General features: G+C 62.0%; 23 protein-coding genes. 14 read left to right on the top strand and 9 right to left on the bottom strand.

The annotated features are described in order from the left end of the window. Positions 1-5 precede the first annotated feature (5 nt). A complete protein-coding gene (gene minD / locus PRZ01_RS03785) occupies positions 6-821 on the bottom strand; it encodes a septum site-determining protein MinD (protein ID WP_273595434.1) in 816 nt (271 codons plus the stop codon). A gap of 78 nt (positions 822-899) precedes the next feature. Beyond that, entirely contained in the window at positions 900-1,760 is an 861-nt protein-coding gene (gene minC / locus PRZ01_RS03780; RefSeq protein WP_273595659.1) for a septum site-determining protein MinC, read from the bottom strand. 651 nt (positions 1,761-2,411) lie between these two features. On the opposite strand from minC, the gene PRZ01_RS03775 reads away from it, so the two are divergent. From PRZ01_RS03775 to PRZ01_RS03755, 5 genes are all read left to right on the top strand, one after another. Next, complete coding sequence (locus PRZ01_RS03775) at positions 2,412-2,612, top strand: hypothetical protein (RefSeq protein WP_273595433.1); 201 nt, start codon at positions 2,412-2,414, stop codon at positions 2,610-2,612. 165 nt (positions 2,613-2,777) lie between these two features. Continuing rightward, complete coding sequence (gene metG / locus PRZ01_RS03770) at positions 2,778-4,823, top strand: methionine--tRNA ligase (RefSeq protein ID WP_273595432.1); 2,046 nt, start codon at positions 2,778-2,780, stop codon at positions 4,821-4,823. A 148-nt stretch (positions 4,824-4,971) separates the two neighbouring features. Next, positions 4,972-6,675, top strand: a complete 1,704-nt coding sequence (locus tag PRZ01_RS03765) for a SulP family inorganic anion transporter (RefSeq protein ID WP_273595431.1) — start codon at positions 4,972-4,974, stop codon at positions 6,673-6,675. Positions 6,676-6,712: 37 nt separating this feature from the next. Beyond that, entirely contained in the window at positions 6,713-6,916 is a 204-nt protein-coding gene (locus tag PRZ01_RS03760) for a DUF3460 family protein (RefSeq protein ID WP_273595430.1), read from the top strand. Between the two features lie 15 nt (positions 6,917-6,931). Continuing rightward, entirely contained in the window at positions 6,932-7,792 is an 861-nt protein-coding gene (locus tag PRZ01_RS03755) for a segregation and condensation protein A (protein WP_409993800.1), read from the top strand. 60 nt (positions 7,793-7,852) lie between these two features. On the opposite strand, the gene PRZ01_RS03750 is transcribed toward PRZ01_RS03755, so the two are convergent. The 4 genes from PRZ01_RS03750 to PRZ01_RS03735 are packed head-to-tail and all read right to left on the bottom strand — an operon-like array spanning position 7,853 to position 10,493. After that, positions 7,853-8,590 (bottom strand): response regulator, encoded by a 738-nt coding sequence (locus tag PRZ01_RS03750; protein ID WP_273595429.1) that lies wholly within the window; start codon positions 8,588-8,590, stop codon positions 7,853-7,855. Between the two features lie 49 nt (positions 8,591-8,639). Next, entirely contained in the window at positions 8,640-9,398 is a 759-nt protein-coding gene (locus tag PRZ01_RS03745) for a YoaK family protein (protein ID WP_273595428.1), read from the bottom strand. Between the two features lie 20 nt (positions 9,399-9,418). Further along, on the bottom strand, positions 9,419-9,871 hold the full coding sequence (locus PRZ01_RS03740; protein ID WP_273595427.1) for a MaoC family dehydratase: 453 nt from the start codon (positions 9,869-9,871) through the stop codon (positions 9,419-9,421). Further along, the gene (locus tag PRZ01_RS03735) at positions 9,864-10,493 is read right to left on the bottom strand and encodes a ParA family protein (protein ID WP_273595426.1); all 630 of its coding nucleotides are present in this window, start codon (positions 10,491-10,493) and stop codon (positions 9,864-9,866) included. The genes PRZ01_RS03740 and PRZ01_RS03735 overlap by 8 nt, the downstream gene beginning before the upstream one ends. 84 nt (positions 10,494-10,577) lie before the next feature. On the opposite strand from PRZ01_RS03735, the gene kefF reads away from it, so the two are divergent. The 3 genes from kefF to PRZ01_RS03720 are packed head-to-tail and all read left to right on the top strand — an operon-like array spanning position 10,578 to position 13,523. Beyond that, entirely contained in the window at positions 10,578-11,228 is a 651-nt protein-coding gene (gene kefF / locus PRZ01_RS03730) for a glutathione-regulated potassium-efflux system oxidoreductase KefF (protein WP_273595425.1), read from the top strand. Between the two features lies 1 nt (position 11,229). Further along, positions 11,230-13,047, top strand: coding sequence for a glutathione-regulated potassium-efflux system protein KefC (gene kefC, locus PRZ01_RS03725; protein ID WP_273595424.1), 1,818 nt, complete (start codon positions 11,230-11,232; stop codon positions 13,045-13,047). A gap of 44 nt (positions 13,048-13,091) precedes the next feature. Then, the gene (locus PRZ01_RS03720) at positions 13,092-13,523 is read left to right on the top strand and encodes a DUF1841 family protein (protein WP_273595423.1); all 432 of its coding nucleotides are present in this window, start codon (positions 13,092-13,094) and stop codon (positions 13,521-13,523) included. A gap of 70 nt (positions 13,524-13,593) precedes the next feature. Here the strand turns inward: PRZ01_RS03720 and PRZ01_RS03715 are convergent, their stop codons facing one another. The 3 genes from PRZ01_RS03715 to flgA all read right to left on the bottom strand — a co-directional run bounded on the left by PRZ01_RS03715 (position 13,594) and on the right by flgA (position 15,394). After that, positions 13,594-13,995 (bottom strand): hypothetical protein, encoded by a 402-nt coding sequence (locus tag PRZ01_RS03715; RefSeq protein ID WP_273595422.1) that lies wholly within the window; start codon positions 13,993-13,995, stop codon positions 13,594-13,596. A 119-nt stretch (positions 13,996-14,114) separates the two neighbouring features. Then, positions 14,115-14,444, bottom strand: coding sequence for a flagellar biosynthesis anti-sigma factor FlgM (gene flgM, locus PRZ01_RS03710; RefSeq protein WP_273595421.1), 330 nt, complete (start codon positions 14,442-14,444; stop codon positions 14,115-14,117). 125 nt (positions 14,445-14,569) lie between these two features. After that, the gene (gene flgA, locus PRZ01_RS03705) at positions 14,570-15,394 is read right to left on the bottom strand and encodes a flagellar basal body P-ring formation chaperone FlgA (RefSeq protein ID WP_273595420.1); all 825 of its coding nucleotides are present in this window, start codon (positions 15,392-15,394) and stop codon (positions 14,570-14,572) included. A 188-nt stretch (positions 15,395-15,582) separates the two neighbouring features. Between flgA and flgB the strand changes: the two genes are divergently transcribed. From flgB to flgG, 6 genes are read left to right on the top strand one after another with little or no spacing between them, the layout of a single operon-like run. Continuing rightward, positions 15,583-16,005: a flagellar basal body rod protein FlgB gene (gene flgB / locus PRZ01_RS03700; protein ID WP_273595419.1), complete on the top strand. Its 423-nt coding sequence runs from the start codon at positions 15,583-15,585 to the stop codon at positions 16,003-16,005. A 24-nt stretch (positions 16,006-16,029) separates the two neighbouring features. Further along, positions 16,030-16,446, top strand: coding sequence for a flagellar basal body rod protein FlgC (gene flgC, locus PRZ01_RS03695; protein ID WP_273595418.1), 417 nt, complete (start codon positions 16,030-16,032; stop codon positions 16,444-16,446). 56 nt (positions 16,447-16,502) lie between these two features. Beyond that, the gene (locus PRZ01_RS03690) at positions 16,503-17,177 is read left to right on the top strand and encodes a flagellar hook assembly protein FlgD (RefSeq protein WP_273595417.1); all 675 of its coding nucleotides are present in this window, start codon (positions 16,503-16,505) and stop codon (positions 17,175-17,177) included. Positions 17,178-17,231: 54 nt separating this feature from the next. Next, positions 17,232-18,539, top strand: coding sequence for a flagellar hook protein FlgE (flgE, locus tag PRZ01_RS03685; protein WP_273595416.1), 1,308 nt, complete (start codon positions 17,232-17,234; stop codon positions 18,537-18,539). A gap of 34 nt (positions 18,540-18,573) precedes the next feature. Further along, a complete protein-coding gene (locus PRZ01_RS03680) occupies positions 18,574-19,299 on the top strand; it encodes a flagellar basal body rod protein FlgF (protein WP_273595415.1) in 726 nt (241 codons plus the stop codon). 12 nt (positions 19,300-19,311) lie between these two features. Beyond that, positions 19,312-20,094: a flagellar basal-body rod protein FlgG gene (gene flgG, locus PRZ01_RS03675; protein WP_273595414.1), complete on the top strand. Its 783-nt coding sequence runs from the start codon at positions 19,312-19,314 to the stop codon at positions 20,092-20,094. Positions 20,095-20,096: the final 2 nt, after the last annotated feature.

The following is a 20,096-nucleotide window of genomic DNA, read 5'->3' as shown; positions in this document are numbered from 1 at the left end:
ACTCCTTATTTGCCGCCAAAGAGGCGCTTGAAGAGGCTGGGCTTGATCGCCTCGATGAAGCGCATGGGCCGTTCCTCACCCAGGAATCGGCGCACCACATCCTTGTAGGCTTCCGACACATCGCTGCCTTGCATGTGGATGGCCGGTGAGCCTTGGTTGGAGGCCTGCAGCACCACATCGGATTCCGGGATCACGCCAATCAGTGGGGTGCGCAAAATCTCGTGGATATCTTCCAGCGACAGCATGTGCCCGCCCTCAACCCGGTTGGGGTTGTAGCGAGTGATGAGCAGGTGCTCCTTGATGGGCTCTTTGCCTTCGATGGCCCGTCGGGTCTTGCTGTTGAGCATGCCAAGGATGCGGTCAGAGTCGCGCACCGAGGACACCTCGGGATTGGTCACCACCAGCGCCTCATCGGCAAAGTGCATGGCCATCAGCGCCCCGGTCTCGATGCCCGCCGGCGAGTCGCAGACAATGAAGTCAAAGTCCATGGCCTTGAGCTCTTCAAGCACGCGCTCAACGCCTTCGACCGACAGCGCGTCCTTGTCACGCGTTTGGGAGGCAGCCAGCACAAACAGCTTGTCCAGCTGCTTGTCCTTGATCAGGGCCTGGCTCAGCTTGGCCTCGTCGTTGATGACGTTAATCAGGTCATACACCACACGGCGCTCGCAACCCATGATGAGGTCGAGATTGCGCAAGCCCACATCGAAGTCGATCACGCAGGTCTTGTGGCCCCGCAAAGCCAGGCCGGTTGCAAAGCTGGCACTGGTGGTGGTTTTGCCCACGCCGCCCTTGCCGGAAGTCACCACGACAATCTTGGTCATCGATTTCAATCCTTCGTCAGTCAATCTTCAAAAATTTCCGGCGGGGTCGACATGGCGTCGCCCCCTCGTGCAACACATTCAGAGCGTCAAGGCTTCCATCACCAACTTTTCGCCGTCCAGGCGAATCTGCGCGGCCTTGCCCAGCACGGTGTCGGGTAGTGGGTTTTCGGTCGTCCGATAGGTGCCGGCGATGGCAATCAACTCGGCCTCCATGCTCATCGCAAAAATGCGCGCCTCGGTATTGCCCCGCGCGCCTGCAATCGCCTTGCCTCGCAAAGGCGCATACACATGGATGCTGCCATCGGCAATCACCTCGGCACCATGGTTGACCAAGGCCAGCACCACCAGATCGCCACCCTTGGCGTAGACCTGCTGCCCCGAGCGCAAGGGCTTGTCGATGATCAGGGTCTTGACCCCGCCTTCCGCCGGTACGGGGACTTCAACGCGCACTTCACGGACCACCTCGCGGATGACTTCCCGCACAACGTCCTGGGCAGGCGCCACAACGTGCGGCGCCTCGTGGCGCGGGCCGTCTTCAGGCGGCGCTTCAGCCAGGCCCAAACTCAAGGCTTGCGCCAACTCCTCAGGGGTGGCGCCCAGCACAGCGACTGCTTGCAGGCGGTAACTGTGCAGCAAGGCCACCAACGCGGCAATATCGATGTGACGCGCCAAAGGCTCGTCCGCCTGCCCGAGGCTCAATTGCGTAGGCTCGGTATGCAGGGGCTCGATATGAGCCGCCCGCGGCACATGGCTAAAGTCCAACAACAGGGGTTCTTGGCTGAACACGTCAGGCGTGTCGCCAAATTTTTCCGCCAAGGCCAGCGCCAGTTCTTCCAGATCGGCAGACTTCAAAACCAGGGCCAACGCGCTCAGGTTGGCACTTTTCAACTCGAAACAATCAACATGCCTGGCGCCCGTCCGAGCCGCCGCCCTTCCCATCTGTGCCTGATCCATCGAGTTTTTGGTGTTGTGCAAATCGGCTGATTTTAGCGGGACGTTTCAAGCGCCCCCTCAGGCATTGCCCGCAAATATGAGGCTCGCTGTCTAATTTTTAAGCAGAGCAACAAAGCTCCAAGCCCCACAAGCACTTAGCCAGACTATCGCCAACGCACCCACAAAGATATCCACAGCGACTGGGGACAGCCGCATACCCCAAGGCCTGGGTGCGCCCGAAATTGCGCGTGAATTTGTGCTAACGCAAGCGACTTATCCCCATTTTCGGCTGCCGTCAAGCCTTTCGCCACGTCATCCGGGCAAGCCCGAATATTCCCTGAGTACTCAAGCTAAGTGATTGATTCATATAAGAACGTCGCCAGTGCCACGAAATGAGGCAAGCTAAGCAGAAGCCCGGTGGCACAAGGGTTTGCAGGCCGGCGGGAAGGTTTTTCCACAAAGTTATCCACAGAAGCAGTGGATAGTCTTGGCGACTCAAGAAAATCAGGGACTTACAACGCTTCCCTGAACTTCACTTGAGGTTTCGGTGCTAACTGAATCCCCACTCTTTTGAGGCCGCGCGCTCAGGGAAAGTCCCCGCTGCGGTTACATTGAAGGCAAACCCGCGCATCGCGGGCCTCTTGCAGGAGCACGGCCTTGGCCACACCCAACTACTCATACGAAAAACGCCAACGCGAGCTGGCCAAGAAACGCAAGACCGAAGAAAAGCGCCAACGCAAAGCCAACAAGCCCGAGGGTGACAACCCTGGCGCTGAGGGCGATGCTGGCGACCAAGCCCCCGCCGCCGAAGGCGAAGGCGAAGGCACACCGTCCTCCGAAGGCTCACCCAGCGCTTGATTTGCGCTCGCGGCTGGGGCACTGCGGGGCTCGATATTGAGGGCGCTCAGGCCCACCTCGAACCCAACTGCCTGCGGTTTTACTGGCATGTTGTCTGACCGCCCGAGGGTCTGCCCTTAAAATGACGGACTGCCTGGCGCTGCAGCCGGGTTCTGAAAAGTCACCATGACCCGCAAGCTATTCGTCACCACCGCACTGCCCTACGCCAACGCCAATTTCCACATTGGCCACATCATGGAGTACACCCAGGCCGACGTCTGGGTGCGCTTTCAGCGCATGATGGGACAAGAGGTGCACTTTGTCTGCGCCGACGACGCCCACGGCGCACCTATCATGATTGCCGCAGAAAAAGCAGGCAAGACGCCCCAGCAATTCGTGGCCGACATCGCCTCGGGCCGCAAGCCTTATCTCGACGGCTTTCACATCAGCTTCGACAACTGGCACTCCACCGACGGCGCTGAAAACCACGAATTATCCAAGGACGTGTACCGCGCCCTGCGCCGCCAAGAGTTGATCGACGTGAAGTCCATCGAGCAGTTCTTCGACCCTGAAAAGTCGATGTTCCTGCCCGACCGCTTCATCAAAGGCGAATGCCCCAAGTGCGGCGCCAAAGACCAATACGGCGATTCTTGCGAAGTCTGCGGCGCGGTCTACTCGCCCACCGAGCTGACCCATCCGTATTCGGTGCTGACCGGCGCCACCCCGGTGCTGAAAAGCTCCGAACACTACTTCTTCAAGCTGAGCGACCCGCGCTGCATCGCCTTTCTTGAAGAGTGGACCCAAACACCGGGTCGCCTGCAAGGCGAGGTCTTCAACAAGATCAAAGAATGGTTCACCAAAGATGAAGAGGGCAAAGGCGGCCTGGGCGACTGGGACATCAGCCGCGACGCGCCCTATTTCGGCATCGAAATCCCCGACGCACCGGGCAAGTATTTCTACGTCTGGCTGGACGCCCCCATCGGTTACCTGGCCTCGCTGAAAAATTACTTCGGCAAGACCGGCCGCGACTTTGATGCATTCATGGCCGACGAAGCGGTGGAGCAGGTCCACTTCATCGGCAAGGACATTACCTACTTCCACACTCTGTTCTGGCCGGCCATGCTGCACTTCAGCGGCCGCAAAACGCCCGACCATGTGTTCGTGCACGGCTTCATGACCGTCAACGGCGGCGAGAAAATGAGCAAGAGCCGCGGCACCGGGCTTGACCCGATGAAATATCTCGGACTGGGTCTTAACGCCGAATGGCTGCGCTACTACATCTCTGCCAAGCTCAACAGCCGGGTGGAAGACATTGACTTCAACCCGGAAGACTTCGTCGCACGCATCAACAGCGACTTGGTGGGCAAGTACATCAATATCGCCTCGCGTGCGGCCGGCTTCCTGACCAAGCGCTTCGGCGGGCATCTGTCGGCCGACTTGGGTGTGGAAGGCCGGGCCTTGCTGGACGGCCTGCGTGCGCATGCCGCCACCATCGGCGAGTTGTATGAAGAGCGCGAGTTCGGCAAGGCCCTGCGTGAAACCATGCTGCTGGCCGACCGCGTCAATGAATTCGTCGACCAAAACAAGCCCTGGGACCTGGCCAAGCAAGAAGGCCAAGAAGCCGTGTTGCACGATGTGTGCAGCGTCTGCATCGAAGCCTTCCGCCTGCTCACGATCTACCTGAAGCCGGTGCTGCCCGCGCTGGCCACCAAGGTCGAGGCCTTCCTGCGTGTCGAGCCCCTGCAATTCGCGGATGCCGCACGCGCCCTGGGCGCCCATCAAATCGGAACCTACGAGCACCTGATGCAGCGGGTGGACATGAAAGTGGTCGAAGCCCTGTTCGAGGCCCCGCCACCGCCCAAGGTGGTGCCCGGCGGCGAAGACATCGCCCCCGAGATCAAGATCGACGATTTCAGCAAGGTCGACCTGCGCATTGCCAAGATCGTCAAGGCCGAGACGGTGGAAGGCTCCGACAAACTGCTGCGCCTGACACTCGACGCAGGTGAAGGCCGCCTGCGCAACGTATTCAGCGGCATCAAGTCGGCCTACAAGCCCGAGCAACTTGAAGGCAAACTGACGGTGATGGTGGCCAACCTAGCGCCCCGAAAAATGAAATTCGGCATCAGCGAAGGCATGGTGCTGGCAGCCAGCCATGCCGACGAAAAAGCCACGCCGGGCATCTTTGTGCTGGAGCCCTTCCCGGGCGCACAGCCGGGCATGCGGGTGCGCTGAAATCTGCGGTTTTACAGCGGCTTGAGCGGCCAGTAAATACAGCCTATTTGAGCCGCATGAAAGCCACGGTAACCCGCCCACATCGGGGGCCACCCGGATAGCGCAAGCCGCGCGCAGGCGCAGAATGATCGGAACAACTGCTCCGACCATGCCGCCCACCCTGCACCCCTTCCAGCCCCGCGCGCTGGACCTGCTGAAAGACTACTCGCGCGCCCGTTTTCTCGCGGACCTGGGCGCTGGCTTCACAGTCGGCGTGGTAGCGCTGCCCCTGGCCCTGGCCTTCGCCATCGCCTCGGGGGTGAAGCCTGAGCAAGGGGTGTTCACCGCCATCATCGCGGGCTTTCTGATCTCGGCCCTGGGCGGCTCCAATGTGCAGATCGGCGGGCCCGCCGGCGCGTTCATCGTCATCATCTACGGCATCCAGCAACGGTATGGCCTGGGTAACTTGCTCATTGCCACCATCCTGGCGGGCTTTCTGCTTTTGAGCATGGGGGCGCTACGGTTGGGCGCGCTGGTGCGCTACATCCCGGTCAGCATCGTCATCGGCTTTACCAATGGCATCGCAGTGTTGATTGGCCTGTCTCAGCTCAAAGACTTTCTCGGGCTGAACATCGCCAAGATGCCGGCAGACTTCTTCAGCCAGCTGGCCGTTCTGGGCGCGCATTGGCGGGACACCCAGCCCTGGGCACCGGTGGTGGGCGGCGCTTGCATGTTGATCGTCGTACTGTGGCCCAAGACCTACGCCATGGACCGGGCCGCCGTGGGTCTTGGGCCGCAACTCAAGCGTTGGATGTCGCAATTGCCCGGCACCGTCATCGCCCTGGTGGGCGCCACCGTGCTCACCCAAATTCTCAAGCTGCCGTTGGAGACTATCGGCACGCGATTTGGCGGTATTCCGCAAGGCTTGCCCAATTTTGCCTTGCCCGAATTCAGCTGGAGCGGCGCCCGGCTGCTGTTCATGCCCACGGTAACTATCGCCCTGCTGGGTGCGATTGAATCGCTGCTCTGCGCCCGGGTGGCGGACAACCTCACCGAATTTAAGCGCCACGATCCCAACCAGGAGTTGATGGCCCAAGGCATCGCCAACATCGTCGCCCCGTTTTTTGGAGGCATCCCGGCCACCGGCACCATTGCCCGCACCGTCACCAATGTACGGGCGGGAGGCAGCAGCCCGGTGGCTGGCATGGTTCATGCCGCCTGCCTGCTGATCATCATGTTGGTGGCCGCGCCACTGGCCGCGGACATCCCGTTGGCCGCGCTGGCGGGAATCTTGTTGGTGGTGGCGTGGAACATGGGCGAATGGCATGAATTTGCGCGCCTGCGCCATTTCAGCCTGCCGTACCGGACGATTTTGCTCGGCACATTTGTGTTGACGGTGGTGTTCGACCTGACCGTGGCGGTGGAAGTCGGCTTGGTGCTGGCCTGCGTGTTTTTCATCTATCGCATGAGCACCTTGTTCAAAGTTGAGGCGCTGGACACCGCCAACCTGGCCGCCGCTGTGGCGCGTGATACCCGCATCTATCAGCTCTACGGCTCACTCTTTTTTGGCGCCGTCGGCAAAGTGGAAGGCCTGGCGGAAGCGCTGGGCAGCGAATGCCAGACCCTGGTGCTGGATGCGCAGATGCTGATCTCCATGGACACCTCCGGCCTGGACGCCCTGGGGCAGCTGCACAAGGTGCTGACGCGCCAAGGGCAAAGACTGGTACTGTGCGGACTCAATGCACAGCCCGCCAGCCTGATCGAACGCGGCGGGCTGGCGCAGGCGCTGGGCCCCCAGGGCATCTATCCGGAGTTATCCGACTGGCTGCTGACCCGCCTGCACATTGCGCCGGCCAAGGCCGCGGTAAAATAATGGGTGTCTCTGCCCTCCACCTTGAATCCACACTGCCATGCCATTGTTCTGGAAAGCCTACAAGTCCGAAGCCAGCAACTTCATCGATGCACTGAAGGCTCAACGCCCGACGCTGGAGCAAGAGCAATTGGCCGGCCGCGCCCTGCTGTGGGACAAATCGGTGGACCGCAGCGCCCAGGCCGACTACCGCGCCGCGCGCGTGGCCCAGCAGCCCTACGTCTACCAGACCCGCTCCAAGTAAGACCGGTCCGACCCTGTGAGCGCCAGTGCCGAGTTGCGCCTGCCGCCATTGGCTGAGGCCGAACAAGAGGTAACGGGCCTGCCCGATACCGTGGACAGCGTCGCAGTGGCCCGCCTGTATGGCGAGCCGCTGTTTCAAATGCCGCTGGATCTCTACATCCCACCCGATGCGCTGGAGGTGTTTCTCGAAGCATTCCAGGGGCCGCTGGATCTGCTGCTGTACCTGATCCGGCGCCAGAATTTCAATATCTTGGACATTCCGCTGGCTGACGTCACGCGGCAGTACCTTAGCTACGTCGATCAACTGCGCAAGCACAACCTCGAGTTGGCGAGCGAATACCTGCTGATGGCCGCCATGCTGATCGAGATCAAGTCCCGCATGTTGCTGCCGCCCAAGAAAACCGACGACGGCAGCGAACCCGAAGACCCGCGTGCCGAACTGGTGCGGCGATTGCTGGAATATGAGCAAATCAAACTCGCCGCCGCCAGGCTCGACGCCCTGCCGGTGCTGGGCCGGGATTTTCAGCGTGCGCAGGTGCACATCGAGCAGTCACTGCAGCCGCGCTTTCCCGACGTCGACGCCAATGATTTGCGCGAAGCCTGGCTGGACATTCTCAAACGCGCGAAGCTGAACCAGCACCACCGCATCACTCGCGAGCAACTCTCTGTGCGCGAGCACATGAGTATCGTGCTGCGCCGCCTACAGGGCAAACGCTTCGTCGAGTTCGAGCATTTGTTCGATGTGAGCCGGGGGCAAGCCGTGCTGGTGGTGACCTTCATCGCCATGCTGGAGCTGGCGCGGGAGCGCTTGCTGGAAATCACCCAGGCCGAGGCCTTCGCCCCCATCTATGTGCGACTCGCCTACCAGCCCAGTTGAGGATTTTTGAAGCTCAGCGCTTGCGCCAGGCAAGCCCTCATCGCGCCCAATGAGGCCAGATCAAGACGGATCGCGCTTCCAGCTCAGAAAGAGCGGGCCCGCCGCCGGATGAGCCCGTAGCCCCACCGCCAGCACGGCCTGCGTTCGCGTGCCCACGCCCAAGGCCTTCAGCACCGCGGCCACATGGTCCTTGATGGTTTCAACCGACAGCCCCAAGTCACGCGCGATCAATTTGTTGGGCTTGCCCTGCAATAGCAAGGCCAGCACATCGGTTTGCCGACGGGTCAGCGACAAACTGGCCAAGTCGATGCGGGTCTGCGCACTCGGGGCCAAAAACTCTTCAGGGCAGCCTCGCACGAAAGACGGTGCGGCCGAAGGGCCGGCGCCGTCCAGCGCGGCGTCATCATCCAAATTCAGCGCGGGCACATAAATGCCGCCACTCATCACCAGTTGCAAAGCCTGCGCCAGCAACTCGCAGCTATGGCGTTTGGGGATGAAGCCCATGGCGCCTTGATCGATGGCGCGGATGGCGTCCGTGGCGAGTTCAGAGCCCGAGATGACCACCACCGGCAAGTCCGGGTAGCTCAGCCGCAACTCGTCCAGCACATCAAAACCGTTGGCGTCGCCCAACTGAAGGTCGAGCAAGACCAGATCAACCTGCTGATGGGTTTGAAGCATCTGGCGTGCCTCTGCGGCACTTTCCGCCAGCTCCACCTGAATCCCTTTATCGAAGCCTTCGATCAAGACCTTCAATGCGGACAAGATCAAAGGATGATCGTCAATCAGCAACACCCTCATTCGCGCCCTTCGTCACGGGGGCCTGGCCCTCAATGGCGCCGATGATAGGTCAAGGGCCACGCCCCGCAAGGCCCGCACGCACGTCATCGACCACCGGAACACTCGCCAGCAACACCAAAATCAGGGACAAGGGCAAAGTCATGGCATAGCCCAGGCGCTGAAACCCCAGCGCACCCACAAGACCGCCCGCGAGAAAGGCCAACACCAACAGCAACAACACACGCAGCCGCGCGCGGTCGGCAAACACGTGCAAGGCAGGGTCGACCTGTAGCCGATTCCAGTACAGCAACTTGCCCAATTCGATGCCGATGTCGGTAACGAGACCCGTGACGTGGGTGGTCCGGATTTCTGCCCGTGAGACCTTGGTGATCACCGCGTTCTGCAAGCCCATCATGAAGCACAGCAGCATGACCGTGACCGACACGAAAAGGCCGCGCACGGTCGACAACTGCGCGCCGATCAACCCGAACAGCAACAACAACAAGGCCTCCAGCAGCAAGGGCATGGCGAACTGGCTGCGCAGCTGATGTCGCCTCGCAAAGTTGATCAAGATCGCACAACAAGCCGCACCCATCAGAAAAGAAATGAGGGCCCCAAAAGCACCGGCCGCCACAGCAAAGTCGCCCAGCACCAATGAATCCGCCAGCGACGACACCATGCCCGTCATGTGCGAGGTGTATTGCTTGACAGCCAAAAAAGCGCCCGCATTGGTCGCGCCCGCGATGAAGGCGAGCGTCCAGCCCAATTGCCGGTTGGCCCCGACCGAACGGTCCGGGCCGGTCAGGCGGCGGCCGAAATCAATGGGCATCGTCTTGCCTTGTGCCCGGCCTATTCATACTGGCGGGTCAATGACTCGGCAATGCACACGGGGCGCTCCGACCCCTCACGCTCGACCGTGACGACAACCGTGAGCTGCACGCCACCGTCCACAGGCTCCAGCGTCTTCAGCTTGAAATGGCCCCGCAAGCGACTGCCCACCGGAACCGGAGCCGGAAACCGCACGCGGCCCAAGCCATAGTTGATGCCCATGCGAACGGACTTCACACGAAAGCCAGTTTCAAAGAACCGCGGCAACAAACTCAGGGTCAGAAAACCGTGCGCAATGGTGGCGCCGAAAGGACCGGCCACCGCCCGCTGCGGGTCGGTGTGAATCCATTGCTGGTCTTCGGTGGCATCCGCAAATTGCTGAATGCGCGCCTGATCGACCAACACCCAGTCGCTCACACCGATTTCTTGCCCCACACAACCGGCCAATTCGGCCAAGGTTTCAAACTCACGCATCCCGTTGCTCCAGCCAAGTCATCAAAGGGGACCATTGCTGCAGATCACGCTCGACCCGGCTCGGTGCCACGTCCCACAGCGTCAAGCCGCGCGCGGCCAGTTGCACATAGTTCTGCGTGTCACGCAGGAAACCGATCAACGGCACATTCATGCGGGGCAGAAACTGCTGGAGCTGGTCCAGTGACAAGGTGCCCTCTTTCACCCGCATGCCCACCAGGCCCAGGGTCGGAAAGTGCTTCTTGTGCTCTTGCTCTTGCAGCTGGCGCACGAAATCAAAGCTGGCCTGGATGTCGAACATGCTGGGCTGCAGCGGGATGATGATCTTGTCTGCCAACTTGCAAAGGGCTTTGAGCTTTTTGCCATCCAAGCCCGCAGGCGTATCGATCACCACATGGGTGACCCCTTTGGGTGGCTTGACGGTCAGGTCGCCTTCAAAATCCCAGCCTTGAATCCAAGGCAGCTGCGCCGGGCGCTGCGCCAGCCATCGGCGGGAGGACTGCTGCTTGTCCACATCACCCAGCATGACTTGATGGCCACGCCAAGCCAGGCCGCCCGCAATATTGGTGGCCAAGGTGCTTTTGCCAACGCCACCTTTGGGATTGGCAACCAGAATCACGGGCATGACGCTTCCTTCTTCAAAGTCACTCGATCGCAATGGTAGCTTGCCGCCATTCGCTCGGGCTTGCCGTGAGGTAGGCTTGCAGGCATGACTCGCATCACTCTCCTTCTGGCCCACCCTGATTTGGCGCAGTCGCGCGTGACGCAAGCGATTGTGCGAGCCGTACGAGCAGCACAACAAGCCGGCAACACGCCCATCACGCTGCGTGACCTGTACCAGCTGTACCCCGACTACGCCATCGACACCGCCGCCGAACGCCAAGCCCTGGCGGAGGCCGACACCCTGGTGCTGCTGCACCCGCTGCATTGGTACGGCATGCCCGCGCTGCTGAAACTGTGGGTTGACGAGGTGCTGCAATTCGGCTGGGCCTACGGCCCGGGCGGGCAGGCCCTGCGGGGCAAGACGCTGTGGTTGGTCACCTCCGCCGGCGGCTCGCCCGAGGCGTACAGCGCCAGCGGCCACCACGGCCATGCGCTGGAACAGTTTCTGCTGCCCTACGCCCAGATTGCCCGGCTTTGCGGCATGCATTACCACCCGCCGCGCCTGCTTTATGGCGCCCACCGCTACAGCGAGGCCGAGCTGCACCAGCATGCGCTCGAGTTTGTGCAGCAATTGCTGAACTACGGGCAGCAGGACGCACGGCCATTGCCGCCCGAGATCGATCTGGACGCCCGCCCCGCACTCTTCAGCCCCCTGCCCATGCCCCTGTTCGGACCGCTCAACGACGAGGTCGCCTGACATGCCCGAACACAACTTACTGCAACTGCCGTTGGTGTTTCTCGCTGCGGCGGTTTTGGCCGTCCCCCTGGCCCGGTGGCTGCGCCTGGGGGCCATCCTCGGCTACCTGGTGGCGGGAGTGCTGATCGGCCCGGCAGTGCTGGGGCTGGTGAGCGCGCCGGCAACGATTCTGGAAGTCGCCGAATTCGGCGTGGTGCTGATGATGTTCCTGGTCGGCCTGGAGCTTGAGCCCAAGCGACTGTGGGCCCTGCGGCGGCCGATTTTTGGCTGGGGTTCGCTGCAGCTGCTGGGGTGTACCGCACTGCTGCTGGCCCTCGCGCTGCTGCTCGGAATTCCCTGGCGGCTGGCCCTGATCGTCAGCCTGGGGTTGGCCATGTCGTCGACCGCCGTGGCCATGGCGGTGCTGGCTGAGCGCAACCTCGGTCGCACCACGGCCGGCGAAGCCATCCTCAGCGTGGCCCTGCTGCAGGACATCGCCGCCATCCCGGTGCTGGCCCTGGTGCCTATCGTGGCGGCCAGCGTGCCCAACACCGCGGACTCCAGCGGCTGGCAGGCCGCCAAGGCGCTGGGCATGGTGCTGGCGATCGTCTTCGGCGGACGCCTGGCCCTGCGGCCGGCGCTGCGCTGGATTGCACGCAGCAAGACGCCAGAGATCTTCACCGCTGCAGCCCTGCTGCTGGTGCTGGGGACTGCGGCGCTGATGCACAGTGTTGGGCTGTCGATGGCACTGGGCGCCTTTCTGGCCGGCGTGCTGCTGGCTGACAGCGAATACCGGCGTGAGCTGGAAACCGACCTGGAACCGTTCAAGGGATTGCTGCTGGGCCTGTTCTTCATCGCCGTAGGCATGGGCCTGGACCTGCGCGTGCTGCTCACCCACCCCACACAGGTGCTGGGCTTGCTGGCGGCCCTGCTGATGCTCAAGAGCCTGCTGTTGACCCTGATGGCCGGTTGGATGAAGATTCCACTGCTGGAGCGTCCGGCCTTTGTCATCCTGCTGGCCCAAGGCGGGGAATTTGGTTTTGTGGTGTTCCAGCTGGCGCAATCGTCCGGCCTGATCGACGCCACCCAGCACTCGGCCCTGGTCGCCGCCGTAGCCCTGTCGCTGGCCTGCACGCCTTTGCTGCTGTCACTCACCGACCGGCGCCTGATGCCGCGCCTGACGCGCCGCGCGGCGGCCAAAGGTCCGACGCCCGAACCACCGAGCCCGTCGCCCATCATCATTGCGGGCTTTGGCCGCTATGGCCAAATCGTCGGCCGCATGCTGTACGCCAACGGTTTCGAGGCCACCGTGCTGGACCAGGATGCGGAGATGATCGACGTGATGCGCCAATTCGGCTGGCGCGTGTTTTTCGGCGATGCCACCCGCCTGGACCTGCTGCGCAGTGCCGGTGCGGCAGAGGCGAAGATTCTGGTGCTCGCGGTCGACGATGTCGCGCAGAGCCTGACGATCGCGGAGCTGGCCCGCGCCCACTTTCCGCAACTCCAGGTGGTGGCGCGTGCCCGCAATGTGCAGCATTTCTACCGGCTGCGCGAGTTGGGCGTCACCCTGATCGAACGGGAAACCCTGGACGCCGCCTTGATGAGCGCCCGCAGCGTGCTGGAGTTGCTGGGGCTGCAGCCGCATGCCGCCCGTAATCTGGCCTGGCGATTCCGGCAGCACAACCTGGCGCAGATCGAAAGCTATGTGCCGATTGCGCGCGACCGAGCGGCCCTGATGGCGCAAGCCAAACAAGGCCGCGCGCAGCTGGAGGGTCTGTTCGCGCAGGAGCGTGCTGACCGCGAACGGCGCCGTGCCGCGCCGCCGCCCGACGGTTGGTAAGCCCAACGCACGTAGGCCCAATCGGTAGCAGCGACAATACGGGCATGTTTGCACCGTCCCAACTCGAAGTTCGCCGTTTTTTCTGCAGCACCTACCGCAAGCTGCGCGAAGGGGCGCCGCTGATCCCCATGGAGGTGATTGCGGCCGACTGGATTCAGGAGCACCCTGAATATCACGCGGAGCTGGCCGATGAAGCCGCCGCACTCGCCGCCGTCTACAGCGTCGAAGAAGGCCGCACCAACCCGTTTTTGCACTTATCCATGCACCTGACCATCAGCGAGCAACACTCGATTGACCAGCCGCATGGGATCCGCCAGGCCGTCGACCTGCTCGCCGCCAAGCGTAACTCTCTGCATGAAGCCCACCATGCGGCCATGGACTGCCTGGGCGAGATGATCTGGGCCTCGCAGCGCAGCGGCCTGCCACCGGACGGCCACGCCTACCTGGATTGCGTGAGCCGCAAAGCCACGCGCTGAAAGCAAAAAGCCACGCGAGCGTGGCTTTTGTAGGGGGGAGCGCTGTCGAGCTCAACGCTCAATTCAAACATCAGGCCTGAATCGATCCCCCCAGGATCTTGCGCTCATTCTTGCCCAGCGCCGAATACAGGCCCGTGGTGTCACCGGGCATCAGCACATCAATCGCACGGTCCAGGGCGGCCGTCGCGCGCGCCAGGGATTCACGCTGCGCGGCGACCCGGCCACCTGCCTGAACCAAACGATGACGCAGATGAGGCGGCACAGAACCATTTCGGGCGGCTTCGCTGAACGCAGAAATGGCCTGAGCCAGGGCTTGGTGGAGCTTGGCAGCGTTTTGCTCGATGGCGAGCGTATCGCGGCGCAACAACGCTTCACCCAGCAGATTCAGGCAAGACTCAACCTCCATCAGCGGCTGCTCAAGTTGAGCACTCAGCTCAGCGGTTGTTGTATCGGAATGCGGCAAAACTTGCATGGCTATCCCCGCCGTCAGGCGTTGAGAATGCTTCGGTCCGCGCCTTGCGGCGCACCGGGTTGTTTGTCAGGGCTGGATCAGCACGGCAAGCCGACCGACCCGTCAAGGCGGGTTGCGCCTCAATGCGCTGACATCCGTCCCATCAATTCCTGTGCATTGGCGATCAGCTTGTCGGCAACGGCTTCCGCATTGACGGTGAACTTGCCGTCTGTGATGGCCTGCGAGATGCGGTCAACCTTGGCCGTATCGAAGCTGCCGTCATCCGCAACGCCTTGCAACAATTTGGTGGCCGTACTCGACAACTGAATGGTGGCGCTGGCCTGCGGGGCTTTGCTGCCCCCCTGCACGGCACCTTGTCCAGTCGCCGTGGCACGTCCGGACGTGCCTGAGGCGGATTTCTCCGTCCCGAGCGCTGTCGCGGCAATGTCTGGGCTGTTAGCGATCTTCATGATGTTCTCCATAGGCTGGGGCGGGCCCCAACCTCACTACGTTATCCGGTGTATCGACCCGAAACACGAAACCTTTAGGACTTTCAACAGCAAATTTTGGACAAATCCATCGCAGCGAGAGTCGCTCACATGAGCACCTCGACGCGCCGTTCTGCAATCGCCCGGCCTGTTACGACCCGGCCGTTTTCGAATTGAATCTTGACATTCTGTCCTTCAACCCCCGCGCTCAGCGCCTGGCCTTCGCCAGCTACAGCATAGCCGGCACCGGTTGCCATGACCGTTACCCTGTCACCGGCGGCAAAGACTTGCCGCTGCTTCAGCGCGCTATTGCGCACCGCCTCACCGGCAGCCAAGGGCTTCAGCAAGGTCCGGCCCTCCAAGGCAGCGGGGTCATTGAACACCGCGCCAGGCTCGGCCGCTATGTCTATTTCGGCCAAAGCCAGCTGCGCTTGAGTCAACGGCGTCCCCGCAGCCAGGGGGTCGATCGCCACAATGGCCTTGGCATACACCTTGACCCGCACCGGCACGCTCACATTCCACCGCGACGCTCCCGCCAGGCAGCGCAGGCCGATACGCGTGCGGCCCCACATCTGGAGACCGGCGGGCAGATAGGGTTGAATCTGGTTGCAGGGCGCCAACCTGAGGCGCGGATCCAGCTTGCCCACCTCCACCTCGATGCGAGCTTGAGATTTTGCATCGCCCGGCATGCCCGCATGGGCGCCGCTCGTGGCCATTTGCTGCACCTGGTTCATCAAGTCAAGGCTCAATCCAGCGGCCGCCCCGACGTCTTGTGTCGGTGCCTGCATCTGCATTTGTGTCTGTGCTTCCGCCTGCTGAACCGCCATCCAGATCACGGCAAAAGCCATCACCAGCCCGGCACAAAGCTCTAGCACACGCTGTGCGACGGTGAGGCCGACATGCGCTGTGGATTGAGGGCGAATTTGAAACATGGCTGAACTTTAGACCCGCCCGGCAACGCGCCTAAGCTCGAATTGCGCAGCAAAGGTGCTGCTATTCCCGCTAATGTTTTGCTGCGACGGAAAACACAATCCAGTCACATCGTCATGGGCCCGCATTCCGCCTCAGGCTTGTCGCCTGCCGCACTGCACGCCGAATGATGAATGGAAGGAGTCGCACCATGCTGAACCGATTGACTGACACGTTGAATTTTCAGACCCAGGCCCTGGCCTTGCGGTCGGAGCGCCAACGCATGCTCGCCAGCAATATCGCCAATGCGGACACCCCGGGCTACCAGGCCCGCGACATGAATTTCTCCAAGGCCTTGCTCGACGCCACTTCTGCCACCCCTTCAGCGGGTCAGCCCGGCGCCCTGGCCACGACACAAAGCGGCCACATCACACCGCCAGCCGGCTCACGCAGCGACACCGACTTGCTGTATTCCACTTCAGCGCAAACCAATCTGGACAGCAACTCAGTCGATATGGATCGCGAACGTGCCAGCTTTGCAGACAACTCGGTCAAATACGAGGCCACGCTGCGCTTCATCAACAGTTCGGTGCGTTTTGCACTGGACGCCATGAAGTCGCCCAACGCGGCCTGAGCCTTGGGCTGAAGGAGCAAGACCATGTCGATGTTTCAAATTTTCAACGTCGCCGGCAGCGCGGTCAGCGCCCAAAGCCAGCGGCTCAATGTGGTGGCCAGCAATTTGGCCAATGCCGACACCGTGGCCGGGCCCGATGGCCAGCCCTACAAGGCCCGCCAAGTGGTGTTTCAAACCGCCTTGGTGGGGGCGGGCAACGACCTGGCTGCCGCTGGCGTCCGTGTCAGCAATATCAGCGAAGACCAGACACCCGGCCGCAAGGTGCTCGACCCCAAGCACCCACAAGCCGATGCCGACGGCTACGTGACCTACAGCAACGTCAACACGGTGGAAGAGATGGTCAACATGATCTCGGCCTCGCGCTCCTACCAAAACAATATCGAGGTCATGAGCACAGCCAAGAGCCTGTTGCTCAAGACCCTGCAGCTCGGACAGTCTTGATCGGTACTGAACCGCTCTGAACCGCGCAAACACCGCACCCAAACCGAGAGCCCGCCATGGACTTCACCACCCTCAACACCACCACGAGCAAGACGGGCACGGCGGCCACGGCCACCTCCACGTCCTCAGGCACCGGCACCACCACCACGGCGGCGGACACGCAGGATCGCTTTTTAAAGCTGCTGGTGGCGCAGATGAAGAACCAAGACCCCATGAACCCCATGGACAATGCCCAGGTGACCAGCCAGATGGCGCAAATCCAGACGGTGAGCGGCATCAGCACCTTGGACACCACGATGAAGTCGCTGGGCTCGCAGTTCAACCAGATGCAGGCGCTGCAAAGCGTCTCCCTGGTGGGCCGCACGGTCAGCTTTGCAGGCAACCAACTCAATCTGAGCAGTGGCGCTGGCAAAGGCAGTTATGACCTGAGTTCATCGGCCAACGCCGTCAAGCTGGACGTGCTGAACAGCGCCGGTGTCGTGGTCGACACCCAGCAACTCGGCGCCGAGGGCAAGGGCCGCCAGAACTTCACCTGGACACCGCCCTCCACGCTCGACACCACAGCGGCCTACACCTTCCGCATCACCGCCACCAATGGCTCAGCGCCCGTCACCAGCACCACCTACGCCCAGGACAAGGTCGTGGCCGTCAACACCAGTGGCACCACCTTGCAACTGGAACTGCAAAACGCCGGCTTGACCGACTACAGCAAGGTCAGCACCGTCGACTGACCCGCAACCCCAGCCGCCCCGCCCGTACAAGCACTAGCGCACACAGGATTCATCATGAGCTTCCAACAAGGTCTTTCCGGTCTCAACGCATCCAGCAAAAATCTGGACGTCATTGGTAACAACATCGCCAACTCCAGCACCTACGGGGCGAAGTCATCGCGCGCTGAATTTCAAGACGTCTATGCGGGCGCGCTGACAGGCGCCGGCACCAACAACGTCGGCATCGGTACCAGCTTGGCGTCGGTGGCACAGCAATTCACGCAGGGCAATATCACCACAACCAGCAGCCCGATGGACCTTGCGATCAACGGCGGCGGCTTTTTTCAGCTCAGCGACGGCAAGAGCCCCGTCGAGTACAGCCGCAACGGCCAATTCAAAGTGGACCGCAATGGTTATATCGTCAATAACAATCAGTTGCAGTTGCTGGGCTATCCGGCAGACGGCTCCGGCACCATCCAGCCAGGTTTGGCGCAGGCATTGAAGCTGCCCACCTCGGGCATTGCACCGCAGGTGACCAGCAAGGTCACGACCGAATTCAATCTGGATTCACGCGCTGCGGTCACCACGCCGGCTGCAGGTGGCATCGACCTGAAAAGCCCGCTGACCTACAACAACGCCACCTCCCTCACCGCCTATGACGCCAAGGGCCAGGACGTGGCCGTGACGCTGTACTTTCAAAAGGCGGCGACCGCGGCAGACGGCAGCACCACCTGGAACATCTTTGCCACCGCCAATGGCGCCAATTTCACAACCGATTCAAGCGGCAACGCCATTGGCACCGACGCCTTCGGCAACCCCACAACGCCCTGGAGCACGGTGACCTTCTCAGCCAACGGCGGTGCACCCATTGCGCCCACCACCAGTGTGGACATGGAAATTCCGGCCGGAAAAAACGCCGCGGGCGCCGACACCTTGCCCATCACCGGCGTGGCCTTCGACATGACCGGGGCCAGCGAAAACGGCTCCAGCTTCGCCGTGACCAATTTGACGCAGAACGGCTATGCGCCAGGCCAGCTCTCCGGCATCCAGATCGACTCCGGTGGCGTCGTGATGGCGCGTTACTCCAACGGACAGTCCAAGCCCGCCGGCCAGGTGGAACTCGCCAGCTTCCGCAACCCGCAAGGCTTGCAGCCCATGGGCGGCAACGTTTGGGCCCGCACCTTCGCCTCGGGCGATGCAGTGGTGGGCGTGCCAGGCGACGGCAATATGGGCAAGCTGCAGTCGGGCGCCCTGGAAGAATCCAACGTCGACCTGACCGCCGAACTGGTGAATATGGTGACTGCCCAGCGCGCCTATCAGGCCAATGCGCAGTCGATCAAAACCCAGGACCAGGTGCTGCAGACCATCGTCAACCTGCGTTGATGATGCACCACCCACACGCTGAGCAGGAGGTGCCATGGACCGCATGATTTACCTGTCGATGGCGGGCGCCAAAGCCTCCATGCAACGACAGGACACCCTGGCCAACAACCTTGCAAACGTGTCCACCAACGGCTTTCGGGCCGAGTTGCAGGCGTTTCGCGCGGTGCCCGTCAACGGCGGCGGCGCGAGCACACGCGCCTATGCGCTGGAAACCACTACCGGCTACAACCCCGACCCGGGCGCCATCATGGCTACGGGCCGCAATCTCGACGTCGCGATGAAGGACAAGGCTTGGTTGGCCGTGCAGGGGCTGGACGGTACCGAGGCCTACACCAAGGCCGGCGCGCTGGACGTCAACTCCGAAGGCTTGCTGGTGCTGCGCAATGGCCTGCAGGTGCAGGGCGACGGCGGCGCCATCAACGTGCCGCCCGACAGCGAGTTGACCATCGGCAATGACGGCACGGTCACCGCCAAAACCCCCACCGGCCGGCCTACCTCCATCGGCAAACTCAAGTTGGTCACCCCCGAGGGGCCGCTAACGCGTGGTACCGACGGCTTGTTTCGCGCCGCCGACGGCGATCTGCCCGCCGACCCCGCCGCCCGCGTGCAAGACGGCGCACTGGAAGGCTCCAACGTCAGCCCGGTCGAAACCATGGTCAGCATGATTGCCGCAGCCCGCCAATTCGAACAGCAGATGAAGCTCCTGCAGATTGCACAGACCCAGGGTCAGCAATCGGCCAAATTGCTTGGTTCAAGTTAAAGGAAACCCACCATGATCCGCTCACTCTGGATTGCCAAGACCGGCATGGAGGCCCAGCAAACCCAGCTGGACACCATCTCCAACAACCTGGCCAATGTCGGCACCAACGGCTACAAGCGCTCGCACGCCGTGTTTGAGGACTTGATTTATCAAAACCTTCGGCAAAGCGGCGCCAACACCACCGAGCAGACGCAGTTGCCCACCGGCCTGCAGGTCGGCTTGGGGGTGCGCCCGGTTGCCACCTCGCGCATCTACAGCCAGGGCAGCCTGCAGCAGACCACCAACAATTTGGACCTCGCGATCAAGGGCAACGGCTTCTTTCAAATCCAGCAGCCCGATGGCACCACAGCCTACACGCGGGACGGCTCCTTCCAGCTCGACGCGGCGGGGCAGATCGTGACCAGCAATGGATACACCGTGCTGCCCGGCATCACCATTCCCAACAACGCGCAGAGCGTGACCATCGGCAACGATGGCACGGTCAGCATCACGGTGCCCAGTTCGGCCACGCCGCAAACGCTTGGTCAGATTCAGCTGGCCAACTTTGTCAATCCGGCCGGCCTGGACCCCAAGGGCCAGAACCTATTCACTGAAACCGCCTCGTCGGGCACGCCCAACACCGGCGCGCCCAATGCCAACGGCCTGGGAGCGCTGCAGCAAGGTTTTGTTGAAACCTCCAACGTCAATGTGGTGGAAGAACTGGTCTCCATGATCCAGACCCAGCGCGCCTATGAGCTGAACTCAAAGGCGGTGCAAACCTCGGATCAGATGCTGCAAAAACTCGCCCAGATCTGATC

This window comes from Roseateles koreensis, from assembly GCF_028595305.1.
In the GTDB taxonomy this organism is placed as follows: Bacteria; Pseudomonadota; Gammaproteobacteria; order Burkholderiales; family Burkholderiaceae_C; genus Paucibacter_A; species Paucibacter_A koreensis.
This window is presented reverse-complemented; position numbering and strand designations above follow the sequence as displayed.